This is a genomic window from Rathayibacter sp. AY2B5 (genome assembly GCF_002931645.1).
Lineage (GTDB): Bacteria > Actinomycetota > Actinomycetes > Actinomycetales > Microbacteriaceae > Rathayibacter.
In genome coordinates, this window is record NZ_PSUE01000002.1 from 24,435 (window position 1) to 38,868 (window position 14,434).

Sequence of the window (14,434 nt, forward strand, 5' to 3'; positions counted from 1 at the left end):
GGCGATCTACACTCGGAGGGACATGAGCTTCCTCTTCGATCCGAGCGACTCCCGCGCCACCCCGGTCATCGTCGGCCCCCCCGGCGGCCCCGGGGACGCGCCCCGCACCGACCCGGCGCACGAGCAGCTCGTCGCGGGGCTGAACCTCCAGCAGCGCGAGGCGGTCGAGTACCGCGGAGACGCGCTGCTCATCGTCGCGGGTGCGGGCTCGGGCAAGACCAGCGTCCTCACCCGGCGCATCGCGAGCCTCCTGGGCAACGGCGAGGCCTGGCCGAGCCAGATCCTCGCGATCACGTTCACCAACAAGGCCGCGGCCGAGATGCGCGAGCGCGTCGAGAAGCTGGTGGGGCAGAGCGCCGAGGGGATGTGGATCTCGACCTTCCACTCCGCGTGCGTGCGGATCCTGCGCCGCGAGGCCGAGAACTTCGGCATGACCAAGTCGTTCACGATCTACGACTCGGGCGATCAGCGCGCCCTGCTCAAGCGCATCGTGAAGGACCTCGAGGCCGACTCGCTCGGGATCACCGTCGCGAGCGCCTCCGCGAAGATCTCCAAGCTCAAGAACGAGCTCGCCGACGTCGACTCCTACGCCCGCACCGCGAACCTCAGCGACCCGAACGAGGAGATGTTCCTCCAGGTCTTCCGGGCCTACTCGCGGGCGCTCGAGGGGGCGAACGCGTTCGACTTCGACGACCTGATCGCGCAGACCGTCTACCTCTTCCGCGCCTTCCCGCACGTCGCCGCGAAGTACCAGCGGCGCTTCCGCCACGTGCTGGTCGACGAGTACCAGGACACGAACCACGCCCAGTACTCGCTGATCCACGAGCTGACCCGGCCCGTGCCGCCGGCGACGATGGCCGCGGCGCAGTTCGACCGCCCCTACCGCGGACCGGTCACGGCCGACGGCTCCATCCCGGGGGCCTCGCTCACCGTCGTCGGCGACTCGGACCAGTCCATCTACGCGTTCCGCGGCGCCGACATCCGCAACATCGTCGAGTTCGAGCGCGACTTCCCGGGCTGCCGCGTGATCCTGCTCGAGCAGAACTACCGCTCGACGCAGAACATCCTCTCGGCGGCCAACGCCGTCATCTCGAACAACTTCGACCGTCGCGCGAAGAACCTCTGGTCCTCCAGCGGCGACGGGGAGAAGATCGTCGGCTACACCGGGTACTCGGGTCACGACGAGGCGCAGTTCGTGGTCGACGAGATCGCCCGCCTGCACGCGGCGGGCACCGGCTACGACGAGATCGCGGTCTTCTACCGGACCAACGCGCAGACCCGCGCGCTGGAGGAGATCTTCATCCGCTCCGCGCTGCCCTACCGGATCCTGGGCGGCACGAAGTTCTACGAGCGCGCCGAGATCAAGGACGCCCTGGCGTACCTGATCACGGTGGCGAATCCGGCCGACGTGCTGGCGCTGCGGCGCATCATGAACACTCCGAAGCGGGGCATCGGCCCCGCGACGGAGGCGCAGCTGCAGTCGTTCGCCGACACCAACGCGGTGACCCTGCGGGAGGCGATGCGCAACGCCGGCTCGCTCGGGATGGGCCCGAAGGTGACGAAGGCGATCGTCGACCTCGCGACCCTCCTCGACGAGTGCGCGCTGATGCTCGACCCCGCACGGGAGGGCGGCGAGGCGAAGGTGCACGAGGTGCTGACGGCGCTCCTCACCCGCAGCGGCTACCTCGACATGCTCCGCGCCAGCCGCGACCCGCAGGACGAGGCCCGCGCCGAGAACGTCGACGAGCTCATCGCCGTCACCAAGGAGTTCGCGCGCAACAACCCGGACGGCGGGCTCGTCGACTTCCTCACCGAGGTCTCGCTGGTCGCCGCGGCCGACGACCTCGACGACGACTCCGGCACCGTCTCGCTGATGACGCTGCACACGGCGAAGGGCCTCGAGTACGACGCCGTGTTCCTCACCGGCATCGAGGAGGACCTGCTCCCGCACCGCATCTCGGCGAACGAGCCCGGCGGCCCGGCCGAGGAGCGGCGGCTGTTCTACGTGGGGATCACCCGGGCCCGCAAGCGCCTCTACCTCTCGCTCGCGATGACCCGCGCGCAGTACGGCGAGACGTCGGTCGCGATGCCGAGCCGGTTCCTGCAGGAGATCCCGGGAGAGCTGATCCAGTGGCGCCAGTCGCCCGGCGCGGCGACCTCGCGCGGCGGTACGCAGCCCCGGGCCCTGAACGCTCAGCGGCCCGGCTTCGGCAAGTCGCGATCGAACACCGAGTTCCGGGAGGCGCTTGCCGCGGCGCCGAAGGCCAAGGGCGAGTTCCCGAACCGGATCACCGGCATGGTGCGCGACAACGGCGACCTCGAGCTGATCGCGGGCGACCGCATCCGGCACACCGACTTCGGTGAGGGGCGCGTGAACGCGGTGACGGGCGAGGGCTCGAAGCGCGTTGCACACGTGCTCTTCGACCAGGTGGGCGCGAAGAAGCTGCTGATCAAGGTCGCGCCGATCGAGAAGATCTAGTCCGGTGGCGGCCGGATCGGCGGCCGCGCGGCTCGCGACGGAGGCGTTCTCCCCGGCGGTCCTCGCGGTGCTCGTGCCGGTCGTGGTCGGCGCGCGCGTCGCGGATCCGCCCCTGCTCGGTGTCGCCTGGGGAGCGCTCGCAGCTCTCTTCGTCGGGGTGGTGCCCTACCTCGTCATCCGCCTGCTGATGCGCACCGGCCGGATCCACGGCGACCATCACGTCCCCGACCGGCGCGAGCGGGCGTTGCCGATCGCGCTGGCGCTGGTGTCGATAGCGGCCGGCCTGGTACTGCTCGCCGTGCTCGGCGCTCCTGCCGCGGTGACCACGTTCGGCGTGGTGACGGTGGCCGTGGTGCTCGCCGTCGGCGTGGTCAACCTGGTCTGGAAGCTGTCCGGGCACGCGGCGGTGGTCGCCACCTGCGCCGTCGTCGTGCTGATCGCCTACGGACCGCTCTCCCTGCTGATCAGCGTGCCCATCGTCCTCTGGGTGCTCTGGTCGCGGGTGCGCCTCGGCGCGCACACCCCCGCCCAGGTCCTCGCGGGCGCCGCCGTCGGCACCGTCCTCGCCGGGACCGTCTGGTCCCTGCTCGGCTGACGTCCGTCCCTTCCCGTGTGCCCTCTGGTCGCCGTCCGCGAGATTCCACTCGAGTGGGAGGCACGCCGTGGCGGGCTCACCCGAGTGGCATCTCGCGGAAGGGGTCAGCCGGCGTAGCGCGCGACGAGCTCCCGCTTGAGGATCTTGCCGCTGGGCCCGAGCGGAAGGGCGTCGACGAACTCGACGCGGCGGGGGAACTTGAAGGCGGCGAGATGCTCGTTCGCGTAGGCGATCAGCTCCTCCGCGGTGGCGGTCGCCGACGGGGCGAGGATCACCGCGGCCATCACCTCCTGGCCGTGGCGCTCGTCCGGGATCCCGAAGACCGCCGCGTTCTGCACGGCCGGGTGCCCGATCAGCACCTCCTCGACCTCGCGCGGGTACACGTTGTAGCCGTTGCGGATGATCATGTCCTTCGTGCGGTCGAGGATGCGGATGTAGTCCTCCTCGTCCTTCGTGCCCAGGTCGCCGGTGCGGAACCAGCCGTCGATCACCGCCTCCGCGGTCGCCGCCGGGTTGCCGAGGTACCCCTTCATCAGGTTGTGCCCGCGCACCACGATCTCGCCGAGCTCGCCCCGGGGGAGCAGCTCGACGCGGTCGGTCACGTCGGGGCGGGCGACCTCGACCTCGACGCCCCAGATCGGCGTGCCGACCGTGCCCGGCCGCGGCGGAACTCCGACGTGGTTGAAGGTGGCGACCGGGGAGGTCTCGGTGAGCCCGTAGCCCTCGTAGATCTCGACGCCGAACACCTCGCGGAAGCGCTCGATCACGGCGACGGGCAGGGCGGCGCCTCCCGAGACCGCGTAGCGCAGCGGCGGCCGGTCCTCGCGCCGGGTCGCGGCGTCGAGCAGGGCGACGTACATCGTGGGCACGCCCTCGAAGACCGTGCAGCCGTGGGCGATCATCGCCTCGAGCGCGGCGTCGCCGTCGAACTTCGGCACCAGGACGACCGTCGCGGCGGTGCGGAAGGCCGTGTTCATCGCGCAGACCTGCCCGAAGGTGTGGAAGAGCGGCAGCGCCCCGAGCACCACGTCGCCGCGGTGCAGGTCGAACGTGTTCATCAGCAGCACGTCCGACTGCGAGACGATCGCGAAGTGCGTCCCCTCCGCCCCCTTCGGGCGGCCGGTGGTGCCGCTGGTGTAGAGGATCGTCGCCGTGTCGGAGGGGGAGCGGGGCACGTAGCGGTCGATCGGGGTCGCCTCCGCGGCGAGGTCCTCCAGGCGCGGGAGGGGCGAGGCGGTGCCGTCGGGCACCATCACGCTCAGCACGGGAACGTCGGCGAGGTCCGCTCCGGCGGCCCCCTCGGCGAGCAGCGGAGCGGCGCACACGAGCGCGACGGCTCCGGAGTCGCGCAGGACGTAGGCGATCTCGTCGTGCTTGAGCAGGGCGTGCACGGGGACCACCACGGCGCCGAGCGCGAGGACGGCGAAGTAGCCGCGGGGGAAGTCGGGGACGTTCGGGACGAGCAGGGCCACGCGGTCGCCCGGTCCGATCCCCTGGGCGCGCAGGGCTCCGGCGTAGGCACGGGTCTGCCGCCAGAGGGTCGCGTAGTCGACGGCCTGCTCGCCGACGCGGATGGCGATCGTGTCAGGGGTGCGCCGCGCCGCCTCCGCCAGGATGGCCGCGACGGAGAGGGTGCCGAAGCCGGCGGCGGGCGGGGGAGCGGCGGGGGCCTCGGCCGTGCGGGGTTCGGTGATGCTCATCAAGGCTCCAGTCGTCGTTGACCGCCGCGGCGGATGCCGGGTGCTTCACCGTAGATCCGCCGAGAGGCCGCGTCGAGCGATCCGCATCGGATGTTCAGCACGGACGGGCGGGGAGTGCGCATCCCGGCGCCGAGCGGAAGGGGGTGCGGGAGGCGCGGGCGGCTGCCTACAGTCGGACTGCTGCGGCCCGGTCCCGCGGGTCGGACGACGGGAGGCGCGATGCGCGGCGAGGCGACGCTCTACACGGACGCGGTGGTGACGGCTCCGTTCGCCCTCGCGGTGATCGCGGAGGCGACCGGCTCGCGAGTGGTCGGCGCGCGGACCGCGGACGCGCACGTTCCGCTCTACAGCGGTCCGACGAGCGCGCGGGTCGAGATCGCGGGGTTCGGCGACAGCGTGCCGGTCACCGTCGACGTGCGCGACGAGCGCGGGATCGACGAGGCGCGCGCGGCCGCGCAGGCGCTCGGGCTGGAGCTCGCCGCCTACGCGGGCTGGGAGGTCGTGGCCGGCTTCTGAGCGTCGCGTCGGACCCGGGCGAGGTAGTAGCGGCTGGGCGCCGTCCTCACGATCGCGGGCAGCAGGCGGTAGACGGCGAAGGTGCGCGAGAGCGCCTGCTCGAACCGCGCCTCCTGCCGTGCGGTCCAGTGGAAGCCGAAGGGCTCGCGGAGCGCCGCCGGGAGCAGGCCGGCGGTGATCAGGCGGAGGTAGGGGCCGAGCGGGCGCAGGTACCAGGCGGCGATGCTCGGGCCCAGCAGGTCGTGGGCGACGCGGCGGGCCGCGGGCGTGACGTCGAGGCGCTCCAGCTCCCGCTCCCAGTAGGCGTCGAACGCGGTGCGGGAGTCGGGCCAGAGGTCCGCGGGCATCTGCAGGGCCGCGCCGACGACGACGGAGCGGCGCACGATGTCGTCCGCCTCCTCCTCGCTCAGCGCGCCGAAGGCGCCCTCGTAGAGCTGCAGCATCGACTGGGTGAGCGTCGCCGCGACCCAGCGCTGCAGCTCCGGGTCGAAGGCCGTGTAGCCGGGGCCGCGCACGGGCACGTGCGCCCTGTTCACGCGGCGGCGGACGGCGCGGACGTCCTCGGGAGTGCCGTAGTGCAGGACATAGAGGTAGGAGAGCGTCCCGTGCAGGCGGTTCACGGCCCGGTGCACGAAGTCGGAGTGGTCGGCGACGCCCTGCCCGACCGCCGGGTGCGCGATCTGGAGGAGGATCGCGCGCGCCCCCGCCAGCAGGAACACGCCCTCGCGGAAGACGTCCGGGGTGCGGGTGGCCGACGACATGGCTCCACGCTACGCGGGAGCGGCGGGCGGAGGAGGGGCCGGTGACCCCCGGCGGGCGTCCGGCGGGCGCGGAGCGACCGCACGGGAAGCCCGCGGCGGGTGCGGAGTAGACTCGGCGCGGCCCAGGGACAGTGCCGAGACTCCGGCGTCGTCCGGGCCACCTCGAACTCGAAACGCAAGCGCGCTCGGCGCGGAATGGGAATGCAGCGTGGATCTCTTCGAATACCAGGCCCGTGATCTGTTCGAGAAGTACGGCGTCCCCGTGCTCCCGGGCATCGTCGCCGACACGCCGGAGGAGGTGCGCGCCGCGGCGGAGAAGCTGGGCGGCGTCACCGTCGTCAAGGCGCAGGTCAAGATCGGCGGCCGCGGCAAGGCGGGCGGCGTGAAGGTCGCGAAGACCCCCGAGGACGCTTTCGCCGCGGCGCAGTCGATCCTCGGCCTCGACATCAAGGGCCACGTCGTCAAGCGCGTCATGGTCGCCGGCGGTGCGCGCATCGACCGCGAGTTCTACTTCTCGGTGCTGCTGGACCGGGCCAACCGCTCCTACCTCTCGCTCACCTCCTACGAGGGCGGCATGGAGATCGAGCAGCTCGCCGTCGAGCGCCCCGACGCCCTCGCGCGCGTCGAGGTCGTCCCCGGCCAGGGCATCGACCAGGCCAAGGCCGAGGAGATCGCCCGCGCGGCGAAGTTCCCGGAGGAGCTGATCGCCAAGGTCGCGCCCGTCCTGGTGAAGCTCTACGACGTCTACACCGGCGAGGACGCCACGCTCGTCGAGGTGAACCCGCTCGTGCTCACCGAGGAGGGCGACATCGTCGCGCTCGACGGCAAGGTCTCGCTCGACGAGAACGCCGGCTTCCGCCACGCGGACCACGCCGCGCTCGAGGACAAGGACGCCGCCGACCCGCTCGAGGCGAAGGCCAAGGAGAACGACCTCAACTACGTGAAGCTCGACGGCGAGGTCGGCATCATCGGCAACGGCGCGGGCCTGGTCATGTCGACCCTCGACGTCGTCGCCTACGCCGGAGAGAGGCACAACGGCGTGAAGCCGGCCAACTTCCTCGACATCGGCGGCGGAGCCTCCGCCCAGGTGATGGCGAACGGCCTCGACGTGATCCTCGGCGACGAGCAGGTCAAGAGCGTCTTCGTCAACGTCTTCGGCGGCATCACCGCGTGCGACGCGGTCGCCAACGGCATCCTCCAGGCGCTCGAGATCCTCGGCGACTCGGCCACGAAGCCGCTCGTCGTCCGCCTCGACGGCAACAAGGTCGAGGAGGGCCGCGCGATCCTCCAGGCCGCCGCCAACCCGCTCATCACGCTCGCCGCGACCATGGACGAGGGCGCCGACAAGGCCGCCGAACTCGCCGCCGCGTAACGGACCCGACGACTCAAGGAATCAGAGAACAAGCATGTCGATCTTCCTCACCAAGGACTCCAAGGTCATCGTCCAGGGCATCACCGGCGGCGAGGGCACCAAGCACACCGCGCTGATGCTCAAGGCCGGCACGAACGTGGTCGGCGGCGTCAACGCCCGCAAGGCCGGCACGACCGTCACCCACGGCGACGTCGAGCTCCCCGTCTTCGGCACCGTGAAGGAGGCGATGGAGGCCACCGGCGCCGACGTCTCCATCGCGTTCGTGCCGCCCGCCTTCTCGAAGGACGCCGTCATCGAGGCGATCGACGCCGAGATCGGCCTCCTCGTCGTCATCACCGAGGGCATCCCGGTGCAGGACTCCGCGGAGTTCTGGGCGTACGCGCAGGAGAAGGGGAACAAGACGCGGATCATCGGCCCCAACTGCCCCGGCATCATCACGCCGGGCGAGTCGCTCGTGGGCATCACCCCCGCGACGATCACCGGCAAGGGCCCGATCGGCCTCGTCTCGAAGTCGGGCACCCTGACCTACCAGATGATGTACGAGCTGCGCGACCTGGGCTTCTCGACCGCCATCGGCATCGGCGGCGACCCGATCATCGGCACGACCCACATCGACGCGCTCGCCGCGTTCGAGGCCGACCCCGAGACGAAGGCGATCGTGATGATCGGCGAGATCGGCGGCGACGCCGAGGAGCGCGCCGCGGACTTCATCAAGGCGAACGTCACGAAGCCCGTCGTCGGCTACGTCGCGGGCTTCACCGCCCCCGAGGGCAAGACGATGGGCCATGCCGGCGCCATCGTCTCCGGCTCGGCCGGGACCGCGCAGGCCAAGAAGGAGGCCCTCGAGGCCGCGGGCGTGAAGGTCGGCAAGACGCCGTCCGAGACGGCCGCCCTGCTCCGCGAGGTCTACGCGGCGCTCTAGCGCCCGTCCTCCCCGCACCACCGTCGGAACGGACGGTGCCCCTGCTCCGGCGGGCGGCGCCGTCCGTTCCGTCGTCGGGGCGGGTCCGGCCGGAGTAGCGTCGCAGCGTGACCCGCCGCCTCGGACTCGACCTGCTGACCTTCGTGCCGTACCCGGAGGGCCCCGAGCGGCCCGGCGACGCCGCGCGGAGCCTCGAGGACGGGCTGGCCCTGCTCGAGCTCGCCGAGGAGCTCGGCTACGGCACCGGCTGGGTCCGCGTGCGGCACTTCGAGCGCTACCTCGCGTCTCCGATGACCTTCTTCGCGGCCGCCTCCCAGCGGACCCGCCGCCTCCGCCTCGGGACCGCGGTCATCGGCGCCCGCTACGAGTCGCCCGTGCGCCTCGCCGAGGACGCCGCGACCGTGGACCTGCTCTCGGGCGGACGCCTCGACCTCGGCGTCAGCAGCGGCTTCGCGCATCTCTCCTCCGTCTTCGACGGGGTGTTCGGGCAGGCCGAGCGCGACTTCCGCGAGGAGGCGCAGGAGCGCATCGCGCGACTCCGCGAGGCGCTCTCGGGCGCCGTGCTCGGCGTCGCGGAGTCGGCCCTGATGTCGGTCCCGGTCGGCGCTCCGCTGGTTCAGCAGCCGCACGCGCCCGGCCTCGCCGACCGGCTCTGGTACGGGGCGGGAACGGTGTCCTCCGCGGTCCGGGCAGGCGAGCAGGGCATGCACCTGCAGGTGTCCACGCTCAACACGGAGGAGACGGGCCTGCCGTTCGCCGAGCAGCAGGCGGTGCAGATCCGCGCCTACCGCGAGGCCTTCGCCGCAGCGCACCCGGGGCGCACGTCGAGGGTGACGGCGGGCCGGATCGTGCTGCCGCTGCTCGACGCCGCCGATGAGGAGGCGCACCGCCCCTTCATCGAGGGCTACCTCGCGCGGATGGACGACGAGGGCCGCCCCCGCACGGCCGACCGGTCGATCATCGCCGCCCCGATGCGCTTCAGCCCCCTCCACGTCGGGAGCCCGGAGCGGATCGTCGCATCGCTCGCCGCGGATCCGGCGCTCGCGGAGGCGGACGCGCTCACGGTGACGCTCCCGGCGGTCGGCGGGGTGGAGTCGCACCGGCGCATCCTGCGCGCCGTCGCCGAGCGCATCGCCCCTCAGCTGGGCTGGACGCCCGGGGCTTGAGGATCAGCGCCGCGCGAGCAGTGCCCGGACGGGCCGCTGCAGAAGGAGCAGAAGCAGCCACCAGAGCCCGACCGACGGGACCAGCAGCGCCAGCGCCAGTGCGACGAGGAGCAGCGCGAGAGGCAGCAGGGCGGGCGCGAGCGGCAGGGGCCCTGTGCCGGGCCGCCTGAGCTCCGGGTGCCGGGAGAGGCGCAGCTCGATCAGGACCAGCGCCCCGCTCATCGCGGCCATCGTGCCGATGTAGAGCCCGAACGTCGCCCGGGAGTCCGGGAACAGCGCCAGCGCGCTCGTCGAGAACGGGAAGAACGCCAGCGCGGCCAGCCAGAGCAGGTCCAGCCACACCAGGGCGCCGTCGTAGTCCCCGGCGATCTCGAAGACGCGGTGGTGGGGGATCCAGAAGACGGCGATGACCGCGAAGGAGAGCGCGAAGGCGAGGACCGAGTCCAGGTGCTCCGCGAGCAGCGCCGGGACTCCGCCGCCCTCCCGGGCGACCTCGGGAGCCAGCTGCACCAGCGGCAGGACGAGGACGGTGATGGCGATGGCGGCGGTCGCGTCCGAGAAGTTGACGAGCCGGTCGAGCCCGCGCTCCGTCCGGCGGTGGGCCGCGCGTCCCCCGGGGCGCCCGCGGTGCACCAGGCGCTCGATCGGACCCGAGAGCAGGAGCAGCAGGAGCGCGAACATGTTGACGGCCGGCACCGCGACGGCGAGCACGAGGGCCGCGAGGAGGACGCCGATCACGATCAGCGACCTCGAGAGGGAGCGCCGCGGCTCCGCCCCCGGGGCCAGGAGATCCGGATCGCGGCGCACGATGAGCTGCATCGCGAGGGTCGCCGCGCTCGCCGCGATCATCGTGCCGATGTAGAGCGCGATGACGCTGCCGTCGGTGTCGAGCACGTTCGAGATCAGGTTCGCCGCGAAGGGGAGCAGGACGACCGCGGCCAGCCAGACGAAGTTCGCGACGACGAGCGCGGGCGAGTACCGGGCCACGCCCTCGAAGACGGAGTGGTGGACCGCTCAGAGCCGTCCGATCACGGCGAACGTGATGAAGAAGGCGGAGAGGGTGCCGTAGTGACCGGTGAGGAGGGACCCCAGATCGGCCGCGCGGCCCTCCTCGACCACGTCGACCAGGGGGAGGACGAGGAACGTGATGGCGATGGCGACGACGGCGTCGGAGAAGTTCACGAGGCGGTCCAGGCCGCGCTCCGTCCGTGCGTCCGAGGTCCCCGTCATGGCTCCGACACTAGAGGGCCGGGCGGCGCGCCCCTGACCCGCCTCCGAGCGCGCCGCCGCTAGGCTCGTCAGGCCCATGAACCGGATCACCGTCGCCCTCCTCGCCGCCTTCGACGCCGCGTTGTCGGCGCTGATCGGGATCGCGATCCCGCTCGTCCCGCTGACCGTCCTCTGGGCCGTGCAGTACGACACGACGGTCGACTTCGGCGTGTTCTGGCGGGTCGCCGCCGACGCCTGGCTGCTCGGCCACGGGGCCGACCTGCAGGCGGCGCTGGCCCCCGACTCCGCCCTCGCCGTCGCGCTGCCCGGAGGCGCGGACGCCTTCCCGGTGACGATCGCTCCGCTGGCGTTCGCGCTCCTCACCGTGCTGCTCGGCGCGCGCACCGGCCGCCGCGCCCAGGAGTCGCCGTTCCGGGCCATCGGCGTCCTCGTCGCGATCGCGACCTACCTGGCGATCGCGCTCCTGGTCTCGCTCGGATCCGCGGACCCGGCCGCCACCGTCGATCCCCTGCAGGGGACGCTGCTGCCGCCGCTCGTCTTCGCGCTGGGGGTGCTCGTCGGAGCAGCGCTCCACTCCGCCCGCAGCGACGAGGCCGACCCCCTCGGCGAGCTGGCCGCCTCCGCGCTCGACCGCGTCCCCGCGCCGGGGCCTGGGCTCGTCCTCGCGTCGCTGCGCGGGGGAGCGCTCGCCGCGGCCGGCGTGGTCGGAGTCGCGGCGGTGCTCGTCGCCGTGCTGCTGGTCGTGCACTACACCTCGGTCGTCGCGCTCTACGAGAGCCTCGGCGCCGAGGCGCTCGGCGGCCTGGCCCTCACTCTCGGGCAGCTCGCGTTCCTCCCGAACCTGGTGATCTGGGCGGCGAGCTGGCTGATCGGCCCGGGCTTCGCCCTCGGCACCGGCTCCTCCGTGAGCGCGGCCGGAACGCTGCTCGGACCGATTCCGTCGATCCCGGTCCTCGCAGCACTGCCCGCAGGGGACTCGGCCTTCGGATTCCTCGGACTGCTCGTGCCGCTGCTCGCCGGGTTCGCCGCGGGATGGCGGCTGCGGCGCGGCGTGATCGAGGCGCTCGACGGACGCTCGCTGCTGCGCTGGGGTGCCGCCGCGGCCGGCGGGATCGGCGTGGTCGGCGGCCTGCTGCTCGGGCTCCTCGCCTGGTTCTCGGCGGGCGCCGCCGGGCCCGGGCGGCTCGCCCAGGTGGGCCCGGACCCGCTCGTCGTCGGGGCGGTCGCCGCCCTCGAGCTCGCGCTGGCCGCGGGCCTGGGCCTCGCCGCGGGCCGCAGCCGGCGCGGCTGACGCCGGCGGAGGCGTCCCCCTAGACTTGCGCAGTGCTGAAGTTGGTCGTGCTCCTCTCCGGCGGCGGATCGAACCTCCGCGCCCTGCTGGACGCCACCGGCGACGAGGGCTTCCCCGCCCGCATCGTCGCGGTCGGCAGCGACACCGACGCCGAGGGCTTCCGCCACGCCGAGGAGCGCGGAGTCCCCGCCTTCACGGTCGCGCCGCGCGACTTCTCCTCCCGCGACGAGTGGGGCGCCGCCCTGCTCGGGCGCATCCGGGAGTGGGAGCCCGACCTCGTCGTCTGCGCGGGCTTCATGCGCATCCTGCCGCCCGTGGTGGTGGACGCGCTCAGCCCGCGGATGATCAACACGCATCCCGCCCTGCTGCCCCTCTTCCCCGGCGCCCACGCCGTCCGCGACGCCCTCGCCGCCGGCGCGACCGAGACCGGCGTCACCGTGCACGTGATCGACACCGGCGTCGACACGGGCCCCGTCATCGCCCAGGAGAGCCTCGCCGTGCTCCCCGACGAGAGCGAGGACGCGCTGCACGAGCGCATCAAGACCATCGAGCGTCGCCTGCTGGTGCAGACGGTGCTCGACATCGCCCACGGAACCGTCGACCTCGAGGAGCTCGCCCGCGCATGAGCATCACCGCCCACGACCCCAGCAGCTACGACGACCGCGACCGGGTCCCCGTCCGCCGGGCGCTGATCTCGGTCAGCGACAAGACCGGCCTGCTCGAGCTCGGAGCGGCGCTCGCCGCGGCCGGCGTCGAGCTCGTCTCCACCGGCTCGACCGCAGCGACCCTCCGCGGCGCCGGCCACGAGGTCACCGACGTCTCGGCCGTCACCGGGTTCCCGGAGTCGCTCGACGGCCGCGTGAAGACGCTGCACCCGGCCGTGCACGCGGGCATCCTCGCCGACCTGAGGCTCGCCTCGCACCGCGAGCAGCTGGAGCAGCTCGACATCGCCGCGTTCGAGCTGGTCGTGGTGAACCTGTACCCGTTCCGCGAGACCGTCGCCGGCGGCGCCGACGCGGCGACCGTGGTCGAGAACATCGACATCGGGGGCCCGGCCCTCGTCCGCGCCTCCGCGAAGAACCACGCGAACGTCGCGATCGTCGTCGATCCGGCCGACTACTCCGGGATCGCGACCGCCCTCGCCGACGGCGGCACGACGCTCGCCGCGCGCCGCACCCTGGCGGCCCGCGCCTTCGCGCACACCGCCTCCTACGACTCCGCCGTCGCCGCCTGGTTCGCCGGGCAGGAGGCGGCCGAGGGCGTCGAGGGCTCGGTCGAGATCCGCGGGACCCTGCAGCAGGTCCTCCGCTACGGCGAGAACTCGCACCAGAAGGCGGCCCTCTACGTCTCGCCCGACGGCACCGGCATCGCGCAGGCGACGCAGCTGCACGGCAAGGAGATGTCCTACAACAACTACGTCGACGCCGACGCGGCCGTCCGCGCGGCGTACGACTTCGTACTGCCCGCCGTCGCGATCATCAAGCACGCGAACCCGTGCGGCATCGCGATCGCGAGCTCGAAGGCGATCGACCCCATCGCCTCCGCCCACCGCCGCGCCCACGAGTGCGACCCGGTGTCGGCCTTCGGCGGCGTCATCGCCGCGAACCGGCCCGTCACCCTCGCCATGGCCGAGACGGTGAAGGAGATCTTCACCGAGGTGCTCGTCGCCCCCGGCTACGAGCCCGAGGCGCTCGAGGTGCTGAAGACCAAGAAGAACCTGCGCCTGCTGCAGCTCCCCGACTTCTACGCCCCCGTGGAGCGCGAGTTCAAGCAGATCTCCGGCGGCCTGCTGCTGCAGGAGCCGGACCGCTTCATCGGCGGCCCCGGCGAGGTCAGCTCCGGCTGGCAGCTCGTCGCCGGCGAGCCCGCCGACGCCGACACGATGCTCGACCTCGAGTTCGCGTGGAAGGCCTGCCGCGCCGTCAAGTCGAACGCGATCCTCCTCGCCAAGGGCGGCGCCTCCGTCGGCGTCGGCATGGGCCAGGTCAACCGCGTCGACTCCTGCCACCTCGCCGTCACCCGCGCCGGCGACCGCGCCCCCGGCTCCGTCGCCGCCTCCGACGCGTTCTTCCCCTTCGCCGACGGCCTCGAGGTGCTCCTCGCCGCCGGCGTGAAGGCCGTCGTCCAGCCCGGCGGCTCCGTCCGCGACGCCGAGGTCATCGACGCGGCCGCTCGCGCCGGCGTCACGATGTACACGACGGGGGAGCGGCACTTCTTCCACTGAGTGACGGGCGCTCCGCGCCCGTCACTCAGGTGCTTGTCTTCCCCGCCGCTCCTTGCGCGGCGGGGCGCGGTCGGCTCGGCGACGGGGTGCGTTCCGTGGAGCGGGGTGCGTCGCCGGTCGCGGGAATCGCTTGGCACGCGATTCCCGCTGAACCGGCTCTGCCTTGCGGTGCTCGTCT

The 14,434-nt window shown here is 72.8% G+C and carries 13 protein-coding genes; 9 read left to right on the top strand and 4 right to left on the bottom strand.

The window, feature by feature from the left end; all coding sequences use genetic code 11:
- Positions 1 to 22 precede the first annotated feature (22 nt).
- The gene (locus C5C30_RS01710) at positions 23 to 2,479 is read left to right on the top strand and encodes an ATP-dependent helicase (RefSeq protein WP_104333057.1); all 2,457 of its coding nucleotides are present in this window, start codon (positions 23 to 25) and stop codon (positions 2,477 to 2,479) included.
- Between the two features lie 4 nt (positions 2,480 to 2,483).
- Positions 2,484 to 3,074 carry a phosphatase PAP2 family protein gene (locus tag C5C30_RS01715; protein ID WP_104267785.1) on the top strand — a complete coding sequence of 197 codons (591 nt, stop codon included), beginning with the start codon at positions 2,484 to 2,486 and terminating at the stop codon, positions 3,072 to 3,074.
- 104 nt (positions 3,075 to 3,178) lie between these two features.
- On the opposite strand, the gene C5C30_RS01720 is transcribed toward C5C30_RS01715, so the two are convergent.
- Positions 3,179 to 4,774 carry a long-chain fatty acid--CoA ligase gene (locus tag C5C30_RS01720; protein ID WP_104261608.1) on the bottom strand — a complete coding sequence of 532 codons (1,596 nt, stop codon included), beginning with the start codon at positions 4,772 to 4,774 and terminating at the stop codon, positions 3,179 to 3,181.
- 219 nt (positions 4,775 to 4,993) lie between these two features.
- Here C5C30_RS01720 and C5C30_RS01725 point away from each other — a divergent pair, with 219 nt between their 5' ends.
- A complete protein-coding gene (locus C5C30_RS01725; protein ID WP_104224926.1) occupies positions 4,994 to 5,290 on the top strand; it encodes a hypothetical protein in 297 nt (98 codons plus the stop codon).
- Here the strand turns inward: C5C30_RS01725 and C5C30_RS01730 are convergent.
- Complete coding sequence (locus tag C5C30_RS01730; RefSeq protein ID WP_104224927.1) at positions 5,257 to 6,051, bottom strand: oxygenase MpaB family protein; 795 nt, start codon at positions 6,049 to 6,051, stop codon at positions 5,257 to 5,259. The two genes, C5C30_RS01725 and C5C30_RS01730, sit on opposite strands and share 34 nt — an antisense overlap.
- 208 nt (positions 6,052 to 6,259) lie before the next feature.
- Between C5C30_RS01730 and sucC the strand changes: the two genes are divergently transcribed.
- The 3 genes from sucC (at position 6,260) to C5C30_RS01745 (ending at position 9,511) form a co-directional block, all read left to right on the top strand.
- Complete coding sequence (gene sucC, locus C5C30_RS01735; RefSeq protein WP_104224928.1) at positions 6,260 to 7,423, top strand: ADP-forming succinate--CoA ligase subunit beta; 1,164 nt, start codon at positions 6,260 to 6,262, stop codon at positions 7,421 to 7,423.
- A gap of 34 nt (positions 7,424 to 7,457) precedes the next feature.
- On the top strand, positions 7,458 to 8,345 hold the full coding sequence (sucD, locus tag C5C30_RS01740; protein WP_104224929.1) for a succinate--CoA ligase subunit alpha: 888 nt from the start codon (positions 7,458 to 7,460) through the stop codon (positions 8,343 to 8,345).
- Between the two features lie 107 nt (positions 8,346 to 8,452).
- Entirely contained in the window at positions 8,453 to 9,511 is a 1,059-nt protein-coding gene (locus tag C5C30_RS01745) for an LLM class flavin-dependent oxidoreductase (protein WP_104333058.1), read from the top strand.
- A 3-nt stretch (positions 9,512 to 9,514) separates the two neighbouring features.
- On the opposite strand, the gene C5C30_RS01750 is transcribed toward C5C30_RS01745, so the two are convergent.
- Both C5C30_RS01750 and C5C30_RS01755 read right to left on the bottom strand, forming a co-directional pair.
- A complete protein-coding gene (locus C5C30_RS01750; protein ID WP_104333059.1) occupies positions 9,515 to 10,498 on the bottom strand; it encodes a TMEM175 family protein in 984 nt (327 codons plus the stop codon).
- Between the two features lie 27 nt (positions 10,499 to 10,525).
- A complete protein-coding gene (locus C5C30_RS01755; protein WP_181131418.1) occupies positions 10,526 to 10,741 on the bottom strand; it encodes a TMEM175 family protein in 216 nt (71 codons plus the stop codon).
- 76 nt (positions 10,742 to 10,817) lie between these two features.
- Between C5C30_RS01755 and C5C30_RS01760 the strand changes: the two genes are divergently transcribed.
- From C5C30_RS01760 to purH, 3 genes are read left to right on the top strand one after another with little or no spacing between them, the layout of a single operon-like run.
- Complete coding sequence (locus C5C30_RS01760) at positions 10,818 to 12,032, top strand: DUF6350 family protein (RefSeq protein ID WP_104227293.1); 1,215 nt, start codon at positions 10,818 to 10,820, stop codon at positions 12,030 to 12,032.
- 32 nt (positions 12,033 to 12,064) lie between these two features.
- A complete protein-coding gene (purN, locus tag C5C30_RS01765) occupies positions 12,065 to 12,658 on the top strand; it encodes a phosphoribosylglycinamide formyltransferase (RefSeq protein ID WP_104333060.1) in 594 nt (197 codons plus the stop codon).
- The gene (gene purH / locus C5C30_RS01770) at positions 12,655 to 14,256 is read left to right on the top strand and encodes a bifunctional phosphoribosylaminoimidazolecarboxamide formyltransferase/IMP cyclohydrolase (RefSeq protein ID WP_104333061.1); all 1,602 of its coding nucleotides are present in this window, start codon (positions 12,655 to 12,657) and stop codon (positions 14,254 to 14,256) included. Before purN ends, purH begins: the two co-directional genes overlap by 4 nt.
- Positions 14,257 to 14,434 lie beyond the last annotated feature (178 nt).

Coding starts and splice junctions, on each gene's coding strand:
- C5C30_RS01710 (WP_104333057.1), top strand. CDS start 23: ATGAGCTTCCTCTTCGATCCGAGCGACTCCCGCGCCACCCCGGTCATC.
- C5C30_RS01720 (WP_104261608.1), bottom strand. CDS start 4,774: ATGAGCATCACCGAACCCCGCACGGCCGAGGCCCCCGCCGCTCCCCCG.
- C5C30_RS01725 (WP_104224926.1), top strand. CDS start 4,994: ATGCGCGGCGAGGCGACGCTCTACACGGACGCGGTGGTGACGGCTCCG.
- C5C30_RS01730 (WP_104224927.1), bottom strand. CDS start 6,051: ATGTCGTCGGCCACCCGCACCCCGGACGTCTTCCGCGAGGGCGTGTTC.
- sucD (WP_104224929.1), top strand. CDS start 7,458: ATGTCGATCTTCCTCACCAAGGACTCCAAGGTCATCGTCCAGGGCATC.
- C5C30_RS01755 (WP_181131418.1), bottom strand. CDS start 10,741: ATGACGGGGACCTCGGACGCACGGACGGAGCGCGGCCTGGACCGCCTC.
- C5C30_RS01760 (WP_104227293.1), top strand. CDS start 10,818: ATGAACCGGATCACCGTCGCCCTCCTCGCCGCCTTCGACGCCGCGTTG.
- purH (WP_104333061.1), top strand. CDS start 12,655: ATGAGCATCACCGCCCACGACCCCAGCAGCTACGACGACCGCGACCGG.